The 22,818-nt window shown below is 72.6% G+C and carries 18 protein-coding genes and 3 pseudogenes; 11 read left to right on the forward strand and 10 right to left on the reverse strand.

Annotated features, from left to right (window positions below):
* The first annotated feature begins 13 nt into the window (after positions 1 to 13).
* From tatA to KIF24_RS12510, 3 genes and pseudogenes are all read left to right on the forward strand, one after another.
* A complete protein-coding gene (gene tatA / locus KIF24_RS12500) occupies positions 14 to 310 on the forward strand; it encodes a Sec-independent protein translocase subunit TatA (protein ID WP_221084186.1) in 297 nt (98 codons plus the stop codon).
* Positions 311 to 328: 18 nt separating this feature from the next.
* Positions 329 to 1,279 carry a twin-arginine translocase subunit TatC gene (gene tatC / locus KIF24_RS12505; protein WP_221084187.1) on the forward strand — a complete coding sequence of 317 codons (951 nt, stop codon included), beginning with the start codon at positions 329 to 331 and terminating at the stop codon, positions 1,277 to 1,279.
* A 38-nt stretch (positions 1,280 to 1,317) separates the two neighbouring features.
* Positions 1,318 to 2,249 (forward strand): annotated as a pseudogene (locus KIF24_RS12510) (diacylglycerol kinase).
* 102 nt (positions 2,250 to 2,351) lie between these two features.
* On the opposite strand, the gene KIF24_RS12515 reads toward KIF24_RS12510, so the two are convergent.
* Positions 2,352 to 3,107, reverse strand: a complete 756-nt coding sequence (locus KIF24_RS12515; RefSeq protein ID WP_331461093.1) for an HAD family hydrolase — start codon at positions 3,105 to 3,107, stop codon at positions 2,352 to 2,354.
* Positions 3,108 to 3,193: 86 nt separating this feature from the next.
* Between KIF24_RS12515 and KIF24_RS12520 the strand changes: the two genes are divergently transcribed.
* From KIF24_RS12520 to KIF24_RS12540, 5 genes are all read left to right on the forward strand, one after another.
* The gene (locus KIF24_RS12520; RefSeq protein WP_221084189.1) at positions 3,194 to 5,974 is read left to right on the forward strand and encodes a DEAD/DEAH box helicase; all 2,781 of its coding nucleotides are present in this window, start codon (positions 3,194 to 3,196) and stop codon (positions 5,972 to 5,974) included.
* Between the two features lie 167 nt (positions 5,975 to 6,141).
* On the forward strand, positions 6,142 to 7,032 hold the full coding sequence (locus tag KIF24_RS12525) for an MHYT domain-containing protein (RefSeq protein ID WP_221084190.1): 891 nt from the start codon (positions 6,142 to 6,144) through the stop codon (positions 7,030 to 7,032).
* A gap of 167 nt (positions 7,033 to 7,199) precedes the next feature.
* Positions 7,200 to 7,613, forward strand: coding sequence for a type II toxin-antitoxin system Phd/YefM family antitoxin (locus tag KIF24_RS12530; RefSeq protein ID WP_221084191.1), 414 nt, complete (start codon positions 7,200 to 7,202; stop codon positions 7,611 to 7,613).
* Between the two features lie 167 nt (positions 7,614 to 7,780).
* Positions 7,781 to 8,905 carry a transporter substrate-binding domain-containing protein gene (locus tag KIF24_RS12535; protein WP_221084192.1) on the forward strand — a complete coding sequence of 375 codons (1,125 nt, stop codon included), beginning with the start codon at positions 7,781 to 7,783 and terminating at the stop codon, positions 8,903 to 8,905.
* Positions 8,812 to 9,858, forward strand: coding sequence for a hypothetical protein (locus tag KIF24_RS12540; protein WP_221084193.1), 1,047 nt, complete (start codon positions 8,812 to 8,814; stop codon positions 9,856 to 9,858). Before KIF24_RS12535 ends, KIF24_RS12540 begins: the two co-directional genes overlap by 94 nt.
* Positions 9,859 to 9,955: 97 nt before the next feature.
* Here the strand turns inward: KIF24_RS12540 and smpB are convergent, their stop codons facing one another.
* The 5 genes and pseudogenes from smpB to KIF24_RS12570 form a co-directional block, all read right to left on the reverse strand.
* Positions 9,956 to 10,447, reverse strand: coding sequence for an SsrA-binding protein SmpB (gene smpB, locus KIF24_RS12545; RefSeq protein WP_221084194.1), 492 nt, complete (start codon positions 10,445 to 10,447; stop codon positions 9,956 to 9,958).
* Between the two features lie 2,566 nt (positions 10,448 to 13,013).
* Positions 13,014 to 13,526 carry an NUDIX domain-containing protein gene (locus tag KIF24_RS12555; protein ID WP_221084195.1) on the reverse strand — a complete coding sequence of 171 codons (513 nt, stop codon included), beginning with the start codon at positions 13,524 to 13,526 and terminating at the stop codon, positions 13,014 to 13,016.
* 188 nt (positions 13,527 to 13,714) lie between these two features.
* Positions 13,715 to 13,784 (reverse strand): annotated as a pseudogene (locus KIF24_RS34445) (transcriptional regulator); the annotation flags it as partial.
* Positions 13,785 to 13,823: 39 nt separating this feature from the next.
* Positions 13,824 to 15,869 carry an amylo-alpha-1,6-glucosidase gene (locus KIF24_RS12565; RefSeq protein ID WP_221084196.1) on the reverse strand — a complete coding sequence of 682 codons (2,046 nt, stop codon included), beginning with the start codon at positions 15,867 to 15,869 and terminating at the stop codon, positions 13,824 to 13,826.
* Entirely contained in the window at positions 15,866 to 16,258 is a 393-nt protein-coding gene (locus KIF24_RS12570; RefSeq protein WP_221084197.1) for an SCP2 sterol-binding domain-containing protein, read from the reverse strand. Before KIF24_RS12570 ends, KIF24_RS12565 begins: the two co-directional genes overlap by 4 nt.
* A 463-nt stretch (positions 16,259 to 16,721) precedes the next feature.
* On the opposite strand from KIF24_RS12570, the gene KIF24_RS12575 reads away from it, so the two are divergent.
* Positions 16,722 to 17,036: a TraR/DksA family transcriptional regulator gene (locus tag KIF24_RS12575; protein WP_221084198.1), complete on the forward strand. Its 315-nt coding sequence runs from the start codon at positions 16,722 to 16,724 to the stop codon at positions 17,034 to 17,036.
* 81 nt (positions 17,037 to 17,117) lie between these two features.
* On the opposite strand, the gene KIF24_RS12580 is transcribed toward KIF24_RS12575, so the two are convergent.
* Positions 17,118 to 17,564 (reverse strand): ATP-binding protein, encoded by a 447-nt coding sequence (locus KIF24_RS12580; RefSeq protein WP_221084199.1) that lies wholly within the window; start codon positions 17,562 to 17,564, stop codon positions 17,118 to 17,120.
* Positions 17,565 to 17,669: 105 nt separating this feature from the next.
* Positions 17,670 to 18,542, reverse strand: coding sequence for an SDR family oxidoreductase (locus KIF24_RS12585; RefSeq protein WP_221084200.1), 873 nt, complete (start codon positions 18,540 to 18,542; stop codon positions 17,670 to 17,672).
* 254 nt (positions 18,543 to 18,796) lie between these two features.
* Between KIF24_RS12585 and glpK the strand changes: the two genes are divergently transcribed.
* Both glpK and KIF24_RS12595 read left to right on the forward strand, forming a co-directional pair.
* The gene (gene glpK / locus KIF24_RS12590) at positions 18,797 to 20,314 is read left to right on the forward strand and encodes a glycerol kinase GlpK (protein ID WP_221084201.1); all 1,518 of its coding nucleotides are present in this window, start codon (positions 18,797 to 18,799) and stop codon (positions 20,312 to 20,314) included.
* A 146-nt stretch (positions 20,315 to 20,460) separates the two neighbouring features.
* A complete protein-coding gene (locus KIF24_RS12595; protein WP_221084202.1) occupies positions 20,461 to 21,786 on the forward strand; it encodes a metallophosphoesterase in 1,326 nt (441 codons plus the stop codon).
* A gap of 45 nt (positions 21,787 to 21,831) precedes the next feature.
* Here KIF24_RS12595 and KIF24_RS12600 read toward each other — a convergent pair whose 3' ends face one another.
* Both KIF24_RS12600 and KIF24_RS35045 read right to left on the reverse strand, forming a co-directional pair.
* On the reverse strand, positions 21,832 to 22,446 hold the full coding sequence (locus KIF24_RS12600) for a helix-turn-helix domain-containing protein (RefSeq protein WP_407939996.1): 615 nt from the start codon (positions 22,444 to 22,446) through the stop codon (positions 21,832 to 21,834).
* Positions 22,447 to 22,568: 122 nt separating this feature from the next.
* Positions 22,569 to 22,725, reverse strand: a pseudogene (locus KIF24_RS35045) (helix-turn-helix domain-containing protein); the annotation flags it as partial.
* Between the last annotated feature and the right edge of the window lie 93 nt (positions 22,726 to 22,818).

Raw genomic sequence — 22,818 nt, forward strand, 5'->3', positions numbered from 1 at the left:
ACTGGAGCCTTCCATGCATGTCCTCAAGCCGTGGCACATCGCCGTACTCGTGGTCGTGCTGATCCTCCTCTTCGGCGCGAAGCGGCTCCCCGACGCGGCCCGTTCCCTGGGCCGCTCGCTGCGGATCATCAAGGCCGAGACCAAGAGCCTGGCCGACGACGACCGCGACCTCGCCGGCAAGGCCGACGCGCAGGCCGGCTACCAGCCGTACCCGCCGGAGCAGCCCACGCAGCAGGCGCAGCAGCAGCCTTACCAGGGCACCGTGCAGCAGCCGGTCGTCGACCCGGTGCAGCGCGTCCGCGAGAACTGATCACCGGGTCCGGTAATCGTGGCCTTCGGACTCCTCAAGCGCGGACCGACCAGTTTCGAGCGGGCCGCCGACGGCTCGATGACCCTCGTCGAGCACGTCCGCGAACTGCGTAACCGGCTCTTCAAGGCGTCGCTGGCCATCCTGATCGGCTTCGGCGTCGGCCTCTGGCTGGCCGGGCCGGTCCGCGAGCTGCTGTCGCAGCCGTACTGCCAGCTGCCCGGGAGTCAACTGGCCGACGGCCGGTGCAACTTCGTCCAGCTCGGTCCGGCAGACCTGTTTCTGCTCAACCTGAAGATCGGCCTCTGGGTCGGACTGATCCTCGCCGCACCGATCTGGCTCTACCAGCTCTGGGCCTTCATCGCGCCGGGCCTGCACCGCAACGAGCGGCGGTACGCCTACGCCTTCACCGCGCTGGCGGCGCCGTTGTTCGCCGCTGGCGCGGTGCTGGCGTACTTCGTGGCCGCGAAGGGGCTGGAGTTCCTGCTGCAGATCTCCGGCGACGACATCAACACGACCCTCGACATCACCCGTTACATATCGTTCATCACGAACCTGATTCTGATGTTCGGGGTGGCGTTCGAGTTTCCGCTGATCGTGCTGATGCTCAACTTCGTCGGCATCGCCAGCGCCAAGCGGCTGCTCAGCTGGTGGCGGGTCGCGGTCTTCGTCTTCTTCGCCTTCTCCGCGGTGGTGACCCCGACGCCGGACCCGTTCGGCATGACCGCGCTGGCGATCTGTCTCTGCGCGCTCTACTTCGCCGCGGTCGGGGTCGCGTTCCTCAACGACCGGCGCCGGGGACGCGGCAAGGAGATCTACGCTGGCATCGACGACGACGAGGTCTCCCCGCTGGAGTTCGACCGGGAGCGGGTCGAGGCGGGTCAACCGGTCGACTCGGTCACCCCGGTCGACGCCCCCGAGCCGGTGGTCCGGCCCAGGCCGATCGAGCGGCGCTACGACGACGTGACCTGACCGACGCGGAAGGCAACTGCGTTGACCGTGGCGGTACGGTGCTCGCCGTGACCGCAGACGATCACGTTCCGATCCCCGACGGGCCGGTCGCCGTGCTGGCGAACCCGACCGCCGGGCGTGGCCGGCACCGGGGACTGCTGCCGGATCTGCTGGACCGGCTCTCGGCGGCGGGCCGGCCGGTTCGGCTGTTGCGGGCCGGCACCGCCACCGAGGCCGAGTCGGCCTGCCGCGCCGCCGTCGCCGAGGGTGCTGGCGCGCTGGTCGCGGTGGGCGGCGACGGGACAGTCCATCGGGCGATGCAGGCCGTGGCCGGAACCTCGGTGCCGTTCGGCCCGGTTCCGGCCGGCACCGGCAACGACTTCGCGGTCGAGACCGGCTATCCGGCCGACCCGCGCGCGGCGGTGGACGTCATCGCGGCGGCCCTGCGCGGGGGCGCGTCCGGCGGGTCGACCTGGCCCGGATGACCGGGGCCGACGGTGCCGTCCGCTGGTACGGTGCGGTCCTCGCGGCCGGGTTCGACGCGGTCGTCAACGAGCGGGCCAACCGGATGCGCTGGCCGCGCGGGCCCCGCCGCTACGACCTGGCGATCCTGGTGGAACTGGTCCGGCTGCGCCCACGTCGGTACACCCTCACTCTCGACGGTGAGCGGATCGAGGTGGACGCGGTGCTGGTGGCGGTCGGCAACGGCGCCAGTTACGGCGGCGGGATGCGGATCTGCCCGGACGCGGACCTGACCGACGGCCTGCTCGACGTGGTGGTCGGCGGTCGGTTCGACCGGCGTACGCTGATCCGGGTCAAGCCGCGCATCTACGCCGGCACCCACGTCGCTCACCCGCTGGTGCGCACCTACCGCGCCCGCACGGTCACCGTGGCGGCGGAGGGCATCACCAGCTATGCCGACGGCGAGCGTTCCCTGGCTCTCCCCCTCATGGTCACCGCGGTCCCCGCCGCCATCCGCCTCCTCCGCTGACGCTGACCGACGCCTCGTCGATCATGCACTTGTGGCACCTAACACAGTTCACTTGTCGGGCTAAATCGGGCGCCACAACTGCATGATCGCGGAAGTCGAGGGTCAGGGGGAGCGGAGGAGGTCGAGGATGGAGCCGAGGCCGTTGGGGCGGCCGGGGTCGGCGGCGGGCAGGATCAGGGCGGCGCAGCCGGCCGCGACAGCGCCGGCATCGGCGGGGGTGTCCCCGACCATCAGGGCCTCCTCCGGGTCGACGCCGAGCAGGCCGCAGGCCCGCCAGAAGATCGCCGGGTCCGGCTTGCAGCGGCCCACCTCGTACGACAGGACGTGGGCGTCGACCAACTCGGCGAGCCCCCAGGCATCGAAGATCGGCCGGATGTCGAAGCCGACGTTGCTGACCACCGCCACCCGAACGCCGGCCGCACGCAGCGCGGCCAGGGTCGGCCGGGTGTCGGGGTAGGGTACCCAGCCCGCCGGCACCAGCACCCGCTCGTAGAGCGCCTCGGCGAGCCCGTCGATGCCGGCGTCGACCAAGCCGGCCAGCCCGGTGTACGCCCCCCGGTGGGCGTGCTCGTAGAGATCCCGGTCGGCCCACAACTCGGCCAGGTGGGGTGGCACCCGGGCGGGTAGCGGCCCACCGGCGCGGCCCGCGGTGACCAGCCGGTCGGCCAGGGCGGTGGCGCGGGCCCGGTCCAGCCGCCCGCCGCACGCCGCCGCGGCGGCCAACACCCACTGGCTGGGCTCCTCCACCTGCGCGAGGGTGCCGTGGAAGTCGAACAGCACCGCCTTCACGGGCCGGCGCGAGGGCCCCCGATCGTCGGCGTCGGGCCCGGCGCTGGTCGGTTCGGCATGATCCGGCACGTCGTGCACCCTACCGACCCACTCCGACCGCCCGGCCGGACGGCCTTGCCGGGTGCCCACCGGGGGCACGCACTAATCTTGGGGACATGTCGAGCCCCGCCGAGCGGTACGCCGCGGCGCGCCGCCGGGCCGCCCAGACCTCACAGTTCCCGGCGTTGGAGGAATTCACCTCCGACCTGGGGTTCGACCTCGACGACTTCCAGCGGGAGTCGTGTCAGGCCCTGGAGCGGGGCAGCGGTGTGTTGGTGTGCGCGCCCACCGGGGCCGGTAAGACGGTGGTCGGTGAGTTCGCCGTACACCTGGCGCTGCGTGGCGCGCCCGGTCAGCCGGCGCCGGCGGACGGTGCCCGGCGCAAGTGCTTCTACACCACGCCGATCAAGGCGCTGTCGAACCAGAAGTACCACGACCTGGTGGACCGCTACGGCGCCGCGCAGGTGGGGCTGCTCACCGGCGACAACGCCATCAACGGCGACGCGCCGGTGGTGGTGATGACCACCGAGGTGCTGCGCAACATGCTCTACGCCGGCTCGGCCACCTTGCAGGGCCTGGCGTACGTGGTGATGGACGAGGTGCACTACCTGGCCGACCGGTTTCGCGGTGGGGTGTGGGAGGAGGTCATCATCCATCTGCCCGCCGCGGTCACCCTGGTGTCGCTGTCGGCGACCGTGTCCAACGCCGAGGAGTTCGCCGACTGGCTGATCACCGTGCGGGGCGAGACCACGGTGGTGGTCAGCGAGCACCGTCCGGTGCCGCTGTGGCAGCACATGCTGGTCGGCAAGCGGATGTTCGACCTGTTCCACGACGCCGCCGCTGCTCGTAAGCACGACGTGCACCCGGAGCTGCTGCGCTACACCCGGGAGACGATGCGTCGCCTCGACCTGGGCGAGGGACGCTCCGCCGGGCCGGGTGCCGGGCGGCGTGGCCCGCGCTGGCGGGGGCCGATGCGGGCGGACATCGTCGATCGACTGGACCGCGAGGGGCTGCTGCCGGCGATCCTGTTCATCTTCAGCCGGGCCGGTTGCGACGCGGCGGTGCAGCAGTGCCTGGCCGCCGGGCTGCGGCTCACCTCGCCCGAGGAGCGGGCGGAGATCCGCCGGGTGGTGGAGGCCAGGGTGACGGCGATCCCCGGCGAGGACCTGTCGGTGCTGGGCTACTGGGAGTGGCTCGACGGACTGGAGCGCGGGCTGGCGGCCCACCACGCCGGAATGCTGCCGGCCTTCAAGGAGGTGGTCGAGGAACTGTTCGTCCGTGGGCTGGTCAAGGCGGTCTTCGCCACCGAGACGCTCGCCCTCGGCATCAACATGCCGGCCCGCTGCGTGGTGCTGGAACGCCTGGTCAAATACAACGGCGAGGCGCACGTCGACCTGACGCCGGGGGAGTACACCCAGCTCACCGGGCGGGCCGGGCGGCGGGGCATCGACGTCGAGGGGCACGCCGTGGTGGTGTGGTCCCCCGAGACCGACCCGCGGCACGTGGCGGGGTTGGCCTCCACCCGCACCTACCCGCTGCGTTCCAGCTTCCGGCCGTCGTACAACATGGCGGTGAACCTGGTCGGCAGCGTCGGCGCGGATCCGGCCCGGGCGCTGCTCGAGTCGTCGTTCGCGCAGTTCCAGGCCGACCGGTCGGTGGTCGGCCTGGCCCGGCAGGTGCAGCGCAACACCGAGACGGTCGAGGCGTACGGCGCGGAGGCGGACTGCCACCACGGTGATTTCGAGGAGTACTTCGCCCTGCGTGTGGCCATCGCCGACCGGGAGCGGGCCATCGCCCGGCAGGGGCAGAGCCAGCGCCGGGCGGCGGCGGTGGCGGCCCTGGAGCGGCTGCGGATCGGCGACGTGATCCGGGTGCCGTCCGGGCGCCGCGCCGGTCTGGCGGTGGTGCTCGACCCGGCGGCCGGTGGCTTCAGCGAGCCACGCCCGCTCGTGCTCACCCAGGACCGGTGGGCCGGGCGGATCAGCCCCGGCGACTTCACCACCCCGGCCGAGGTGCTGGCGCGGATCCGGGTGCCGAAGCACTTCAACCATCGCAACCCGGCCGCCCGGCGCGACCTGGCGGCGCAGGTCAGCGGCACCGGCCTGGACCGGCACTCCCGCCGGGGCGCCCGGGGCCGGCAGGCGGGGGAGGACGACCAGCTGTCCCAGCTCCGGACCGAGTTGCGCCGCCACCCCTGCCATGCGTGTCCGGAGCGGGAGGAGCACGCCCGCTGGGCGGAGCGCCGCCGCCGGCTGGAGCGGGACACCGAGGAGCTGCGCCAGCGGGTCGCCGGCCGGACGGGATCGTTGGCACGCACCTTCGATCGGATCGTGGCGTTGCTCACCGCTCGCGGGTACCTCGCGGCGGAGGGCGCGGTGACCGACGCCGGGCGGATGTTGGGGCGGATCTGGACGGAGGCGGACCTGCTGGTGGCGGAGTGTCTGCGCCGCGGCGTCTGGGACGGGTTGTCGCCGGCCGAGTTGGCCGCGGCGGTCTCGGTGGTGGTCTTCGAGGCCCGCCGCGATGTCGACGAGCGGGCCTCGCTGCCGCGCGGCGCGGTCGCCGAGGCGGTCGACGCGACGCTGAAGTTGTGGAGCGAGATCGAGGCCGACGAGGCGTCGCGCGGACTGGCCGTCACCCGCGAGCCGGACCTGGGCTTCGCCTGGCCGATCTATCGATGGGCTCGCGGCGACGCGCTGGCGAAGGTGCTGGCCAGTGGCCATGAGCTCGATGGCGAGATGCCGGCCGGCGACTTCGTCCGGTGGGCCCGGCAGGTGGTGGACCTGCTCGGTCAACTGGCCGACTCCGGTGGCGCCACGGTCGAGTTGCGGGCCACCGCACGGCAGGCGATCGGTGCCGTCAACCGGGGCGTCCTGGCCTACCACTCGCCGGCCTGAGTAAACCGTCCGTGTTCGGCCCGCCGGCCGAACCGACGCATCGCTACGTCACCGTGGCGCCACGCCCCGAAATCCCCCTGGAGGCCTATTGTGCCTGGTGGGGACGTCCCGGATCATGTCATCGGCGCGTGGGCTATGCGCCGGTAGCAGCTCTGGGGGGAGCCGTCTTGGCGGACATCAATCACTTTGAGTACGGCTGGATCACACCGGCGCTCAGTTACGCGCTGTCGGTGCTCGGCTCGATCCTCGGGCTGATCTGTGCCGGCCGGATCCGGACCGCGACCAGCACGGGTCAGAAGGTCTGGTGGGGGACGCTGGCCGCCTGGGCTCTCGGCGGCACCGCGATCTGGACCATGCACTTCATGGCGATGCTGGGCTTCGCGGTGACCGGGTCCCGGATCCGCTACGACGTGCCGATCACCGTCGCCAGCGCGCTGATCGCGGTGCTGGCGGTCGGCATCGGGCTGACGATCGTGGGCACCGGCCGACTCTCGGCGGTGCGCATCGGCGCCGGTGGCCTGTTCACCGGCGCCGGGGTGGCGGCGATGCACTACAGCGGGATGGCCGCGATGCGGTTGGACGGCCGGCTGCTCTACGACAACTTCCGGGTGGGCCTGTCGGTGTTGATCGCCGTGGTCGCGGCGACCGTCGCGCTCTGGCTGGCGGTGACCGTCCGCCGCGGGTCGGCCATCTTCGCCTCTGCGTTGGTGATGGGCGTGGCGGTCAACGGCATGCACTTCACCGGGATGAGCGCCCTGTCGGTGCACCTGCACGAGCAGCGCGGCGAGGTCACCGGTGCCGGGGTGGGCACGCTGCTGATCCCGATCGTGCTGCTGGTGATCTTCGGTGTGGTGGGACTGGTCTACGCGCTGCTCGCCGCGCCCACCGACGAGGACCGGGCCGCCGTCGCGTATCTCGACGCCCGGCAGACACCGGCGTCGTCCGGGGTCGGTCCGGCCGGGGCGACCACGCCCGACCCGGTGGGGCTGCGCGCCCGATCCACCCTGGCCCGCCCGGGCGCACAGTTCCCGTCCCGCCGGGACCGTCCGCCGGGCTGACCGGAGGGAGGGCTTCGCCTCCGCCCCGGTCGAGCCGACCCGAGCGTGCTGTCGCGGGTGATCCCTCGCCCCCGTCAACCCGACGGGCGACGGCGGCGAGGGGAGCGGGCCGCGCTCGCCGGTGGACTGTCGCGGAAAGTGTCGTACCCGACACCGAGCATGTATTCATGGCTGTCCCCGCCCTCACCCCCCGAAACGGCCCGGCGCGCTCGCTGCCCCTGCGCGAGGTGCGCACCCGACTCAGCCAACTCGTCGCCCTTGCGGCGCTGACCGACACCGTCACCGTGGTCACCCGCGACGGCGATCCCCGCCCGGTCGCCGCGATCGTGCCGGCGGTCGCCGCCCGCACCGCCGCCGAGGCCCGCGCCGACGCCGACCGCCTCGCCGAGGTCACCGCCGGGTGGTCCCGGCGCCTCGACGCCCAGCGGCAGCAGAGCAGCCGCCGGCACGCCGCCGAGCTGCGTGCGGTCACCTCGGCGCTCGCCGAAGTGTGGGCCGAGCTGGATCGGCGGGTTCCGCCGGGCACCGACTCGCTGCTCGCGCGGCTGCGCGCGGCCCACGCCGACCTGCTCGCCGACTGACCGACCCGGTGCCGGCACGGTCCGGCGGTCGGGTTCGGGTGTGACGGCGCGGCGCGGCCTCGTGGGCCCGCCGGGCGGTACGGTCACGCTTGGGTAACTGTGGGTCACCCGGTGGCTGCCGTCGGCCACAATGGACCACTCGCGGTCGGCGATCGACGGGGGTGACGATGAGCGAGTTCGACGGATCGGCCACGGGCGCGGGCCCGGAGCGGGCCGGTGGACCCGGTGGCACGGCGCGCGGCCGGCGGCTGCGCCTCGTCGCGTTGCTCCTGCTGCTGGTGGTGCTCGTCGCCGCGGTGGTCCGGGTGGTCGCCGCCGTCGGGCCACCCAGCCGTGAGCAACTGCGCGAACGCGCCGGGCTGACCGGCAAGCAGACCCTGCTCATCGGCGTCAAGGACGACCAGCCGGGGGTGTCGCAGCAACTGGAGAACGGCGCGTTCGAGGGTTTCGACATCGAGATCGCCTACATGATCGCGGACGACCTGGGCTTCGATGCCCCGCGGGTGACCTTCCTGCCCATCGAGAGCGAGGACCGCGCCCGCAGGCAGGCTCGCACCACCGACGGCCGGTTCGTCACCGTCGACCTGGTGGTCGCCTCGTACAGCATCACCGAGCGGCGCCGCGAGCAGGGGGTGATCTTCTCCGCGCCCTATCTGGAGACCGAACAGTCGGTGGTCACCCTCGCCTCGGACGATCGTCCGGTGACCAGCCTGCGCGATCTCGCCGGCCGGAAGGTCTGCACCATCTCGACGTCGACCTCGGAGCGGAACCTGACCGAGTTGGGGGCGCAGGCGCGGGGCCGCAACCGGATCAGCGAGTGCATCCAGGAGCTGTACGACGGCACCGTGGACGCGGTCACCACCGACGCGGCGATCCTGGCCGGCTTCGTGGGCCCCCGCCCGGCCGGCGAGCTGCCCCCGATGACCAAACTGGAGCGGGTGCGGGAGCTGCGGCACTGGGACGTCGGCGCCGACGGTTCGGAGCTGTGGGGCGTCAACACCGGCACCAAACCGGAGCTGCGCGACCTGGTCAACCTCTCGCTCCAGGAGTCGGCGACCGGGCCGGACGGGGACCGCTGGCGGTCGGCCTTCGACAGGTACCTCGGCGCCGAGCAGAAGTACAACGACCCGCAGCAGGTCGCGGTGGACCGCCAGCCGGAACCCGCGCCGGAGGACATGGTGGAGGTGCGGCGGTGGCCGTGGGAGAGGTTCGCGCTGCCATATCCGCACCGACCACGGCCGGTGCCGCCGACCGGCGCTCGGGCGCCCGCCAGGCGCAACAGTGGCTGCTGACCCTGCTGCCGGCCTTTCCGGTGCTGCTGCTGGTGCTGCGGCTGTGGCGGCTCAGCCGGCAGGACATGTCCACGATGTTGCTGCTCGTGCAGTACGTCAGCCCGTTGGGGCTGCTCAGCGCCCTGCTGATCGCACTGGTCTGGGCGGTGCCGCTGGTGGTCCTGGTGCCCGCCGTGCTCGGCCGGCTCCTCCAGGTGAGCGCGCCGGACCGGTTCGACGCGGAGCGCTCACTGCTGGCGTACGCCACGGCGCGTACGCCGGACTGGGTGCTGGTGGTGACGGCGGCGCTGGCCGCGCTGACCTGGCAGCTACGGTTCCTCCCGACCCTGGCGATGCTGCTGCTGTGGCTGGTCGCCCTGCGTACCCGCAACCGGTTCCCGGACCGGCCGCGGCTGCTGGTCACCACCGGCCTGGTGCTGCCGGTGGTCGTCGCGGCGGCCTGCTACGCCTGGCTCGCACCGGCCATCTGGGCGGCCGCCGGCCACGGTGAGTGGGCCACCGCCCTGCTGTTGGTGCTGCCGCCGGCCGGTGCGCTGGTGTTGACCGGGCCGGTGCCGGCGGGGACAGCCCCGGCGCTCACGCGCATTCTCACCTACACGGTCGGCGCGTTGGTGCCGTTGCTGATGGGGGTGGTGTTCCTGCGGGTGCCGCTGCTGCCGGCGGTGGCCGTCGAGGTCGGTAGGCCGGTCACCCGGGAGGTCGTCCTGGGTGAGGCGGTCACCGTGACCGACCGGATGACGATCGTGCTGGACCGCTTCGGTGAGGTCCGGTTCCTGCCCAACGACGAGGTCCGGGGCCAGGTGCTGTGCCCCGATGCCGGACGGATGCCGGCCAGCCGGGTGGACGTGGCCGGCTGGCCGGTGGAGGACACGGCCCTGGACTGGATGATGCCGCGTGGCCCTGCCGCCTCGCCGGATCCGCGCTGCGCCGGCCTGGTGCCGGCCTCGGGCTGAGGCCCGGCTCGATCGCGCGCCCGGGCCGGTCGCGGTCCCCGAGATGAGCGCACCCGGCCGGTCGTCCGCCCCGGATGCGTGGCGCGGTCGGTCCGGCTCAGCCCCGCCCGAACCGACCCTTGAGCCGGCGGCCCAGCTCGCGGGCGATCTCCCGGTCGGCGTCGCGCTCGGCGAGCGCCTGCCGCTTGTCGTACGACCTGCGGCCCCTGGCCAGGGCGAGTTCGACCTTGGCCCAGCCGCCGGAGAAGTACATCGACAGCGGCACCAGGGTGATCCCGCCCGCGCGCGTCTGGGCCAGGATCCGGGCGATCTCCGCCCGGCGCAGCAACAGCTTGCGGGTACGCCGGGGTGTGTGATTGGTCCAGGTGCCGTAGCCGTACTCCGCGATGTGCAGGCCGTACAGCATGATCTCCTCGTCGCGTTCCTGGGCGAAGGCGTCCACCAGCGACACGCGTCGCTCCCGCAGCGACTTGACCTCGGTGCCGGCCAGCACGATGCCCGCCTCGTAGGTCTTGAGGACCGTGTAGTCGTGTCGGGCCTTGCGGTTCGACGCGATCAGCATCCGTCCGGTGTCGCGGGAGGTGCCCATCCGGCGAAGGATATCTCCTGCCGAGCCGGGTGCGGATGGCTCAGTCCGGCCCGCCGGATTCCGCCAGCCGGGCGCGCAGCCGGCCGGCCAGGTCGACCACCGCGGCGTCGAAGCGGGGTCGGACTCGCCCGGCCAATGCCCGATCGTCGGTGGGGGAACGCTGTCGCCGGGCGGGGCCACCACCTGCCGCGGGTCGCGCAGCCGGCGATCGACCGTGCCGGGCGGACCGGGCGTCACCGGTCGCCGGCCCGGCCGGTGCGGCGAGAAGACCCAGCCGCCGATCGGGTCGGTGTCGCGCCACAGGTTGATCCACCGCCAGTTCACCCGCTCGCCGACCTCGTGCAGCACCTGCTCGTCGACGTAGGCCGGGAACAACCGCGCGTAGAGCCGGCGCAACGGTGAGCCGTAGGTCAGCAGCGCGAGCCGACCGCACACCTTGGGTGGCAACTGGAGCACGGTGGCGGCGAGCAGCACCGAACCGTGGCTGTGCCCGCTCAGCAGCACGCCGTGGCCCTGCTCGGTGAGGTAGACGATCCGCCGGGTCAGCTCCGGCACCGCCCGCTCGGCATAGCAGGGCGGCGCGAAGGGGTGGGCCACCCGGGGCCAGAAGGTGCCCAGGTCCCACACGACGCCCACGAACCGGCGGAACTCGGCCGTCCGGTAGGCGAAGATGCCGCCGACGAGCAGGGCGATCACCACCACCGCGATGAGGAAGCTGCCCACCTGGATGCCGAAGTTGGTCGCCGCCGCCGGTATCCCGGTCAACCGTTCGACCACCGTCGACGGGGCCAGCCCCAGCATGCCGAGCAGGCTCGTGGGCATGCCCGCGCCGACGACGCAGGCATAGACCACGGCGAGTATCTCCACGCGTTCGGTGAACCGGGCCCGGGCGATCATGCGCTCGATCTGGTGCAGCCGGTACCGGGCGGCAGGCGGCGCGTCGGGGTGGTCGCGGGCCACGGTCGCCCGGGCGGTGCGCATCCGCCAGGGTCGGCTGGACAGGCTGAGGACGACGGCCGCCACCAGGGTGGTCGCGGCGGCCACGAGGAACACGAAGATGGCCCACTTGTAGCCCAGCGGTGGGCTGATCTCCGGTTCCCCGTCGGCGGCGGCGCGGCGGTTGAGCAGGTCGGCGACCCGGTAGACGAGATCTGCGGAGATCGCCACCGCCAGGCCGGTGGCGGTGGCGGCGATCGCCGGGGCACCCAGCCCCTGCAACGGCCCGGCGCCGAGCCCGTCGCGGCCGAGCCCGCGCCGCATCTCGTCGGTTTCCACCCCGTCGTCCGTTCGGGCGGCGTAGAGCCCGTCCGCTCCGCGCGTGGTGACCCGGCGCCGACTGCGGCCGGCCAGCACCATCGTCCCGAGCACGAACAGCAGTACCGCCTGTGCGAGGATGATCAGGCCCACCGCCATGGCGTATCCGGGCAGCCCCTCGCGCACCTGCCACGGCGTCGGATCCAGGGCCACGAGAGCCAGCACCGCCGGGGTAACGGCGACGGCGGCGGTGCGCAAGCCGCCGGTCAGCCGGTCCACCAGCGGACGGGGCCCGGGTGCGTCGATCAACGGGTGCGCGCAGAGCAGGGCGACGCAGGCGAGCAGCAGCAGGGCGGCGACGGCGGCCAGCGCGACGCTGGCGACCGACGGTCCGGAATCGATCCGGGCGGCGAGCAGCCCGAGGTTGAGCGTCGTGAAGCCGGCGGCGACGTGCAGCGAGCGCAGCCGGCCCACGATCGGCGCGGCGTCCCACTGGCCGACCGCGCTGAGTTGATGCGGCCCGGAGGCGGTCGCGGAGGTGTGGAAGGCGTCGAAGTTGTGCCCGGGACGGGCACCGAGGCGCCAGACCAAGCCGAGCGCCGCGGCCGGTAGCAGCGCGAACACCGCCAGCGTCACGCCTGGCGACCGACCACCGAGCCAGGACAGCCACGGGCGTCCGGAGAGGCAGGACGGATTGGGCAGGCACCGCCAGGCGATCAGGTCGAGCGCCACCCCCATCGCCGCGAGTACGTACAGCATGGTCAGCGTGAGGGCGAGCAGTCGGCAGATCGCCTTGAGGCCCGCCCCGACCCCGCTCCCTCGACGGGGCGGTCGCATCCAGATGGCGACGTTGCAGAGCATGAAGGGCAGCAGGAACATCAGCGACAGCGTCCGGACCGTGGTGCCCGAGGGCAGGTCGCTCCACCGGTACGCCTCCAGCGTCACCCCGGCCGGACCCTTGCTGTCCGGATAGCCGGGGCGCGGGCGGTAGAAGCCGCCACTGCCGTCTCCGGCGACCTGATGGCTGTGCGGACGGTCCAGGATCTGTTCGGCTCCGGCGCCGGACACGCCGTGCACCCGCAACTCCACGACGTCGTCAGACGTCCCCGGTTCGCTGGTCATCCGCCCCCCGGAACTGTCCGCGGGCCCGTGCGTCGCGGACCCGCCGCCGGGCCGCCCGGCGCGGCGTCGCCCGTCTACCCGCCGAGGCGCCGACCACGCCTCGGACGGGCGGGCAGCACTGCCGCCGTGCCCGGCCGGGCACGGCGCGCCCGGCCGGGCGGCCCGCGGCCTCCGGGGCCCGGAGAGCGGGTCAGCCCGGCCGGCGGGCGAAGAAGTCGGCGAGTACCCGGGTGTGGGTGGAGAACGCCAGCTCGGTCGGCTCGGTCAACACCAGCCATTCGGTGGCTTCCGCCGTCGGCCTCGACGGCGGAAGCTCCTCGGCCGGGCGTACCGGCAGCTCCCCGAAGATCATCATGGTGCCGCCGGCCGGAGCGCTGTGCACCGCGACCAGTTCCGCGCCAGCGGGTTCGGCGAGCAGCCCGGTCTCCTCGCGCAGCTCACGGACCAGCGCGTCGCGCCACTGTTCGCCGTACTCGATGAAGCCGCCGGGCAGCGCGAGCAGCCCCCGGGCGGGCTCGATGTCCCGCCGGACGACGACCACGCCCAGGCCGGTGCCGGTCCGTACCGGCTGCACGGCCACGGCCACGGGCAGCGGGTTGCGCCAGACCTGCTGGCCGCAGGTCGCGCAGAGCCGGGGCCAGCCGGCCCCCACCGGATAGGCCGAGCCGCAGTACGAACAGTGCGAGTACGCCACGCCGGTCATGGCGCAGCAGGTTACCCGGGCACACCCAGGCGCTGCCGTCCCGGGCGGGAGTGGCCCCGGTCAGCCCTGGGGGGCGCCGGTGTGGAAGGCGGTGGTCCGGTCGGCGGCGGCCCGGGCCTCGTCGGGGCTGGTGCCGGCGGCGAGGCTCACCTCGTACCGTTGCTCGCTGCTGGCCGTCCAGAAGTCGCTCTCGCCGCCGGCGAGCAACTCCAGGATCCGCCGCCGGACCGGATCGCCGAGCATGTCGAAGGCATGCACGGTGCCTGCTCATCAGGGAGGACTTATATAAGCAATGGTTCAAATGCCGGAGGTGCGGGCGCTGCCGATGGCGTCCTTGCGGCCCCACCGTCCCGGGATGTCGAGCAACTCGATCCGGCCGAAGCGCGGTGGGATGGCCGGGTGCACCACCAGGTGCTCGCCGTAGGGCTCCAGGCCGAGCAGGGTGCGCAGCAGCAGGAAGGTGGCCCCGGTCGCGGAGGCCTGCGGGCTGTTCGCCGCCGGAAACGGCACCGGGTAGCGGGTCAGGTCCCGTTCGTAGCCGGCGAAGGTCTCCGGCATCCGCCCGGCGAAGTGCTGGGCCGCCTCCACCACGGCCTCGGCGATCATCCCCGCCTCCTGGAGGAAGCCGTACCGGCTCAGCCCGAGGGCGATCAGCGAGTTGTCGAACGGCCAGACGGTGCCCAGGTGATAACCGAGCGGGTTGTAGCGGACCTGTCCGGTGGCGAGCGTCCGCACCCCCCAGCCGGAGAAGAGCCGCGGCCCGAGCAGGTGACCGGCGACCGCGCCGGCCCGTGCCCCGTCGACGATGCCGCTCCACAACAGGTGGCCCATGTTCGACGCGAGCGCGTCCACCTGGTCGCCGTCGGGGCCGAGTGCCAGCGCGTAGTACTCGCTGCCGTCGATCCAGAAGTCCCGGTTGAACCGTTCCTTGAGTTCCGCCGCCTCCCGTTCCAGGCGGTCGGCGTACGCCGGGTCGCCCCAGAACTGGCGGGCCAGCCGGGCGCCGCGTCGCTTCGCGTCGTACGCGTAGCCCTGCAACTCGCAGGTGGCGCGCGGCAGCCCGGGCAGGCGGCCGTCGCGGTAACAGATGGCCTCCGGGGTGTCCTTCCAGCAGTGGTTGTCGGCCCCGCTCTGCTCGTTGCGCGGCTGGTACCAGAGGTAGCCGTCGCCGCGCAGGTCGCCGTACTCGTCGATCCAGTTCAACGCCGCGCGGCCGGCGTCCTCCAGGTCCCGGATCAGGGCGCCGTCACCGGTCCACCGCTCGTACTCGTCCAGCAGCACCACGAACAGCGGTGTGACGTCCGCCCCGCCGAAGTACGGTGACTGGGGTCGCTGCTCGAAGGCGGCCATCTCCCCGTACCGGAACTCGTTGAGTATCTTCCCGGGTTCCTCGTCCCGGAAGTCGTCGAGCACCGTGCCCTGGTCGAGGGCGAGCAGGCGCAGCGTGGTGGCCGCCAGCCGGGGGACGAAGGGCAGCGTCTGGAAGCAGGTGAGGATGTTGTCCCGGCCGATGATGGTGGCCGACCAGGGCAACCCGGCCGCGAACGTGGTCTCGTGCGGCAGGGCCAACGGGGAGAAGCGCAGGCCGGCCAGGTCGACCAGGCCCCGCTGGTACGTCATGGTCAACGGCTCCCAGTCGGCGTGCAACCGGGGTGCCTCGGCGAGCCACCGGCTCAGGTCGTGGCGCGGTTGGCCCTCGATCTGGCCCTGCGGGTGACGCAGCCGGTCCCGGATGTCCTGTCCGTCCGGGCGCAGCACCAGGCTCTTGACCTGGAGGATCGTGTTCCATTTGCCTTGCCGGTCGACCCGGATCCGGAACGTCAACCCGCGTTTGTCGAGTTCGGCCGGCTCGCTGGTCGAGACGTCGGCGACCCGGTGGAACCTGTCTCGCCGGTATCCCAGACGCAGGCCGTTTTCCGTCACCTCGCGGTAGCCGCGGGGCGCCGACCCGTGCGGCCAGACGACGTCGAAGACCGGGGCGAAGTCGCTGTCGACGTCGACCCGCAGCACGTGGTCGACGGGTTCGTTGGTGTGGTTGAGCAGGGTGAGGCGTTCGGTGAAGGCGTTGCCGGAGATCCACCGGTCGCGGATGACCGAGACCTTCGCGTCCACGTAGTGGGTCGGATGTCCGGGGACCAGGAAGAAGCGGATCTCGTTGCAGCTCGGCTCGTGCACGGCCAGTGGGTGCAGCTGTTCGCCGTCGAGGACGAGCTGCCAGGTGGACAGGAAGCGGGTGTCGAAGGCGAAGAAGCCGCTCGGGTTGGCGGCGCCGAAGACCATGTCCCCGTTGTCCTCGCTGAGCGCGAAGACGTTGCCGTCGAGGATGCGGACCAGCTTCTTCACCGTGACTCCCGATCTGCCGCCGGGCTCGGGCGTCGGGCCATGTCCCGGGGGTGGCGCGCGGCGGGCGGCGGGGCGAACAGGCGCTCCAGCATGACCACGAAACGGAACTCGCCGTCGGCGGTGAAGTCGTTGCGCAGCCACGCCGGCAGTGGCTTGACCTCGCCGTGGGCCATCCGCAGGAAAAGCGCCTCGTCGGTGTGGATCACGGTGTCGGCGTCGTCCGCGCCGCTCTGGGACACCGCGATCCGTCCCCGGTCGATGCGGACCAACCAGTGGTCGACGCGCTCGGGGTAGCGCAGGTCGAAGCGGACGGTGCCGGAGACCTGGCGCAGCATCCGGCCGCCACCGCTGGCGAGACCGTCGAAGAAGTCCCGCACCGCCGCCGACATCGCACCTCCTCCGGGCCGGACCCGGCCGACGGGAGCTGGCGCCGGGGTGGCTCGACCCGGCGCGGGAGGGCCGGTCGAACTCCTCCGCCGCCGTCACCTTAACGGCATTGATCCGCCGACGGGATGGTCTGCGGACGTCAGTACCTTTTCGGATGGTTCCAGCGATACTCCCGCGGGCCCGTTATCGCGGATTCGCGTTGGTTTCCGGCCGGTGTGCCCCTATGGTGGTCCGATGCGTCCCGCCGCCCTGCCCACCCGCGTCGCCGTAGCCACGGCGGCGTCGGTGCCGGCTGACCCGGGTACGCACCCGGCGGCGGCCCGCCCCGGACGGGTTCCGGCAGAGGCCGGCCACGGCCAGCCGCGTCCCGCCGGCCGGAGTCCGCCGGCACCCTCCACCAGCAGGGACGGCCAGGGGCGAAGCGGACAGCTTCGGCCCTTTCTTTTTATCCGGAGGGAATCCGACATGAGTACCGGCACCTACGACAAGCAGTGGCTCACCGAACTCGAGGCCACCCTGACCGAAGAGTTCGAGGCCCAGAGCGCCCGGCTGACCCAACTGACGGCGGACACCGGGGATCCGACGGAGGCGCACACCAACGCCGCGATGATCGCCGCCGCCCGCCAGAGCCTGGAGCAGATCTCCGGGGCGCTGCGGCGCCTCACCGCCGGCCGCTACGGCAACTGCGAGCGGTGTGGCACGGCGATCCCGCGCGAACGTCTGGAGATCCTGCCGCACGCCCGGTTCTGCGTGCCCTGCCAGGAGAAGCAGAACCGCTGACCGGCTGGGCCGGCCGCCGCACCGCCCCGCGGTGCGGCGGTGGTCGGCGCGGACCTCGGGCGACCGGGATGTGCCCGCCGGTCAGGTGATCAGACGGGCGGTGACGGTCGCCGTCATGCCGTCGGGCCGGCGGGCGAGCGTCAACGCTCCGGTCAGGTGATGGGCCAACCAGAGCCCCCGCCCGCCCGGCGTGTTCGTCGCCGGCAGGTTCACCGCCAGGTCGCCGCCCGGCTGGTGGCCGCTGTCGGTGACCTCGCAGATGAGCAGGTCGGCCTGCCGGAACAGGTCGAGCCGGCCGTGGCCGCCACCGTGCAGCACGGCGTTGGTCACCAACTCGTGCACGGCCAGGACGAGATCCTCGGCGACGTCGCCGGTCAGACCCGCCGCGGCGATCCGGGCAGCCAGCAGGTGCCGTAGCGCGGTCACCGTCTGGGCGGTGAACGACTGGGACAGCAGGGAGGTCACCTCGCCGCCGCCGGGAGACGGGCCGCCGGGGCCCCTGGCGTCCGGCCGGCCAAGGTTGCTCATGCAGGCAGATTACGTCGTCCGGCAACATCCGCGACCTTTGCCGAGGGGCAAGGATCCCCTGGTCGGGGTCACGATCCCCAGGGCGGCCAGGGCGGCACCGGAGCGTCAGGAGCCGCCCTCGACCGAGGTCCGGCCGAAGGAACGCCCCAGGCGACGCACCTCCTCGTCCATCTGATCAGCCAGGTCGGCGCCCCCGAACCGGTCGACGAGCAGGTCGGCGAAGCCGCTGAGCACCACCGGCCGCAACGCCTGGACGAGCGCGATCGAGCGGGGCACGTACACCTTGCGCCGGCGGCGCTCGATGCCGCGCAGCAACGCCTCGGCGCACCGCTCGACACCCACCACCGTGTTCAGCGGCCAGGGGAGCCTGCGCTGTGCGTCCCGGAACGACGCGAGGTCGTCGCGGATGTCCCGGACCAGGTCGGTGTCGATCCAGATCGGGTGGGCGGTGCCGACCGTGAGCCCGCGGCGGCGGTTCTCCAGCCGCAGCACATTGCCGAACTGTTCGACGCCCGCCTTGGACGCGCAGTACGCGGCCATGCCCGGCATGGCGGCGAAGGCGGCGGCCGACGAGACGATCAGCACGTGCCCCCGGGCGGCCAGGACGTGCGGCAACGCCGCGCCGACCGTGCGGACCACGCCGCTCAGGTTCACCTCGATGGTGCGTACGAGTGCGTCGACCGGCCCGACCGCGACGGTGCCGAGGTTGGCGATGCCGGCGTTGGCGACCACCACGTCGATGCCGCCGTAGCGCTGCATGGTGGAGGCGACGGCGTCGTCCAGCCCGGCCTGGTCGGTCACGTCGCACTCGTACCAGTGCCCGTCCAACTCCGCGGCGAGCTGCCGCAGCAGCCCGGGTTCCAGCCCGACCAGGGCGACCCGGGCGCCCCGGGCGGCGGCGGCGCGGGCCAGTTCGGCGCCGATGCCGCGGGCGGCGCCGGTGATCAGGATGGTCCGGCCGCGAAGGTCATACCGCATCAGCGTGCTCCAGATCCCGGGCTGCGCCACCGACGGTGGCAGGCATGTCGGCGGGACGGCAGCGGCGCAGCCGCCGTCGGTGGCCGGTGGCGGACCCCGGCCAGATGGTGGTGTGCGACCGCGCCCGTCGAGGTGGCAGCTGGCGCGGCCGGTCTGCCAGACGGTACCCGCAACCGTCGCGGACATCGCGGGGTGCATCGGGAAGGATCTACCCCGAGCCGTACCGACCCGACGACCACGACAAGGAGATTCGGATGGCTGACTTCGTCGGCGCCGTGGACCAGGGCACCACCAGTACCCGATTCATGATCTTCGACCACGGTGGTAACGAGGTGGGTCGCCACCAGCTCGAGCACCAGCAGCTCCTGCCGCGCGCCGGCTGGGTGGAGCACAACCCGCTGGAGATCTGGGAACGGACCCGGACCGTGGTGCGTACGGCCCTGAACACGCACAGCCTGGCCGCGTCCGACCTGGCGGCCCTCGGCATCACCAACCAGCGCGAGACCACCGTGGTGTGGAACCGGCGGACCGGCCGGCCGTACTACAACGCCATCGTCTGGCAGGACACCCGGACCGACCGCATCGCCTCGGCGCTGGATCGCGACGGTCGGGGCGACGTCATCCGGCGCAAGGCGGGCCTGCCGCCGGCCACCTACTTCTCCGGCGGCAAGATCCAGTGGATCCTGGAGCACGTCGACGGGGTGCGGGCGGATGCCGACCGCGGCGAGGCGGTCTTCGGCACCACGGACACCTGGCTGCTGTGGCATCTCACCGGTGGCACCGACGGCGGGACGCACGTCACGGACCCGACCAACGCCAGCCGGACGATGTTGATGAACCTGGAGACGCTGGACTGGGACGACGAGTTGCTGTCGTTCTTCGGGATTCCCCGTGCCATGCTGCCCCGGATCGTCGCCTCGTCCGACCCGCAGGCGTACGGCGCGACCCTGCCGAACGGTCCGTTCGCCGGTCCGGTCCGGATCACCGGGGACCTCGGCGACCAGCAGGCCGCCACCGTGGGGCAGGTCTGCTTCGCGCCCGGCGAGGCCAAGAACACCTACGGCACGGGCAACTTCATGCTGCTCAACACCGGCCCGGACATCGTCCGGTCGCAGTCCGGTCTGCTCACCACGGTCTGCTACCAATTCGCCAACCAGCCACCGACGTACGCCCTCGAAGGCTCGATCGCCGTCACCGGTTCGGCGGTGCAGTGGCTGCGCGACCAGCTGAAGATCATCAACAGTGCGGCGCAGAGCGAGGACCTGGCCCGCCAGGTCACCGACAACGGCGGTGTCTACTTCGTACCCGCCTTCTCCGGCCTCTTCGCCCCGTACTGGCGCTCCGACGCCCGGGGCGCCATCGTCGGCCTGTCCCGCTACAACACCGACGCGCATCTCGCCCGCGCCACCCTGGAGGCGATCTGCTACCAGAGCCGTGACGTCGCCGAGGCCATGGCACAGGACTCCGGCGTACGCCTGGAGTGCCTCAAGGTCGACGGTGGCGTCACCGCCAACGACCTGTGCATGCAGTTGCAGGCGGACATCCTCGGCGTGCCGGTCAGCCGGCCGGTGGTCGCGGAGACCACCGCCCTCGGCGCGGCGTACGCCGCGGGGCTGGCCGTCGGCTTCTGGCGGGACACCGACGAGCTGCGGGCGAACTGGAACGAGAGCCGGCGCTGGCAGCCGTCCTGGTCGTCGGAGCGGCGCGCGGCCGGCTACGCCGGCTGGCAGAAGGCGGTGCGGCGCACGCTCGACTGGGTGGACGTGGACTGACGCCGATCCCGGCGAGCCGATCCGACGACTCCTCGCGTACACGCCGATACCGCGCGTACGCGCGGTGGTCCCGGGATGTCCGGTCGGTCTGCCTTAGCATCCCGATGTCCGGCATCGGCCGGAGTGCGGACAGGGGAGGGGCAGCCATGCGGATCGCTCGTGTGATCATGGCGGTGGTGGTCGTGCTGTCGGCCGGCGTGCTGGCGGGTGCGGCGCGCGAGGCGTCACCGTTCACGGTGGTCAACGGGTCGATCCGGCCGGCGACCGGCACGCCGGAGCCACCCTCGGGCACCCACGCGACGCTGTGGCGCAACGCCAGCTACGCCACCACGACGGTGTACGGCGCCGGCCGGCTGCTGATCGGTGCCATCGGCGATCACTGCGACGGCTGGCCGACCGTCCGGGTCAGCGTGGACGGCACCCCGGCCGGTGAGGCCACCGTGACCAGCGCCACCGACTACGGCGGCTACGCGGTCGGTGCGCCGCTGGCCGAGGGCCGGTACGACATCCGGATCGAGTTGCTCAACGACCGGTACACCAGCGACTGCGATCGCAACGTGCACCTGGCGTACGCCCGGATGCAGCCGCCACCGGGGGTGGACACCACGTTCGCCTTCGCGGTGGTGCCGGACACGCAGGAGGAGGTGCTCACCGCGTCGGACCCCCGGCTGCTCCAGCGCGTCGGCTGGCTGGTCGCCCAGCGTGGCGCGCTCGACCTGCGCTTCGTCACGCACTCCGGTGACGTGGTCAACTACGACACCGCAGACCACGTGCAGTACGAGCGCGCCCGGGCGGCGCTGCGCCCGCTGGAGACCTCCGGCACGCCGTACACCCTCGCCGTCGGCAACCACGACACCCAGGCCGCCGGCCCGGACGGGGAACTGCGGAGTCCGGCCGGGCAGCTGCTGCGGGACACCACCGTGTTCAACCGGTACTTCACCGCCGGGCGCTTCGGTGCGGTGCGGGGTCGGTTCGAGCCCGGCAAGGTGGACAACGCCTACGCCACCTACACCGCCGGCGCGGTGCGCTGGCTGGTGCTGACCCTGGAGCTGTGGCCCCGCCGGGCGGCCGTCGCCTGGGCGCAGGGTGTGGTCGCCGCCCACCCTGGGCACAACGTGGTCGTCGTCACCCACCACTACCTGGAGAGCGACGCCACCATCGGTCAGGCCGCCGGCTACGGTTCCACCAGCCCGCAGTACCTCTTCGACAATCTGGTCGGGCGTTATCCCAACATCCGGTTCGTCTTCTCCGGACACACCGGCACCGCGGCGTCCCGGGTGGACACCGGCGTGCACGGCAACCGGATCCACTCCTTCCTGCAGACCTTCCACTCGCCCCGGACCAACCCGGTCCGGCTGGTCGAGATCGACACGACTGCGGACTCGCTGCGCACCTGGATCTACGCCCCGTACACCGACGAGAACTTCCCGGCGCACGACCGGACGTACACCGGGCTCGGCCTGGTGCGCTGACCAGTCACGGACCGACGCGGTGGCGTCCGACGGCCTGTCTCGAAACTATCCCACAACCGTCTCGTTATCGTCGACCGATTCGAGGTGGCGGTAGACCGTCGCCCGTGACACACCGAACTCGGCGGCGATCTCATCGGCCGAGTGGGTGCCCGCCAGGTGCATCCGGCGGGCGACCTGGACCTGTTCGGGGCTCATCGACCGCGGTCGCCCCGGCCGTCGTCGGCCCACCCGCGCCGCCACCGGCCGCGCGGGTGCCAGCACCGGTGCCGCCCCGCCATCGGTGCCCGGCTCGCCGTGGATGCCCGGTTCGCGGTCGCCACCTGTCTCCCGGTCGCCACCGGTCCTGGCGTTGCCGCCGGTCGCGCCGTCGGCAGCCGTCTCGCGGTCGGCGGACGCCGGGCGGCCCAGCAGGCGACGGACGCCGTCGAGCATGTCCGCCCGCAGCACCTGCGCGGGCACGTCGATCAGGAAGACCACCGGGTCGCTGCACATGGCGATCGCCTGCACGGCGCGGACCCGTTCCCGGCGGCCGGCGGCCGGGCCGGCGACGATCTCGTTGGCCCGCATCGCGATCCGCATCAACCGGTGGTAGGTGCTGCCCCGTTCGACCAGGGCCAGGTCGTGGAAGAGCATGCCGAGCGGGCCGCGGTGCGCGAGCATGGTGTCCACCCAGCCCTCCAGCAGGGTCCACCTCGCCCGTCGCGGCGGCACTTCCGCGGCACCGTCCAGCAGCGCCTCCAAATCGCGCAGCAGGGGCTCGGCCAGCGCGGTGAGCAGGTGCGCCTTGCTGGGAAAGTGGTAGAGGATGGCGGCCTTGGTCAGCCGTAGCCGCTCGGCGATCTGGCGCAGTGAGGTGCGCTGGTAGCCGTGCTCGGCGAAGAGGTCGAGCGCGGCGCGCAGGATCCGGCTGCGGGTGTCGTCGGCCTCCGCCCAGCTCATGACGCCCAGCCTAGCCGCTGCTGACCGCCGGACGGGGGCTGCTGCACCGACTCCTTACCATCGGTCAGTACAGTGACCCGGTAGGCACCGTAC

Source organism: Micromonospora tarapacensis, assembly GCF_019697375.1.
In the GTDB taxonomy this organism is placed as follows: Bacteria; Actinomycetota; Actinomycetes; order Mycobacteriales; family Micromonosporaceae; genus Micromonospora; species Micromonospora tarapacensis.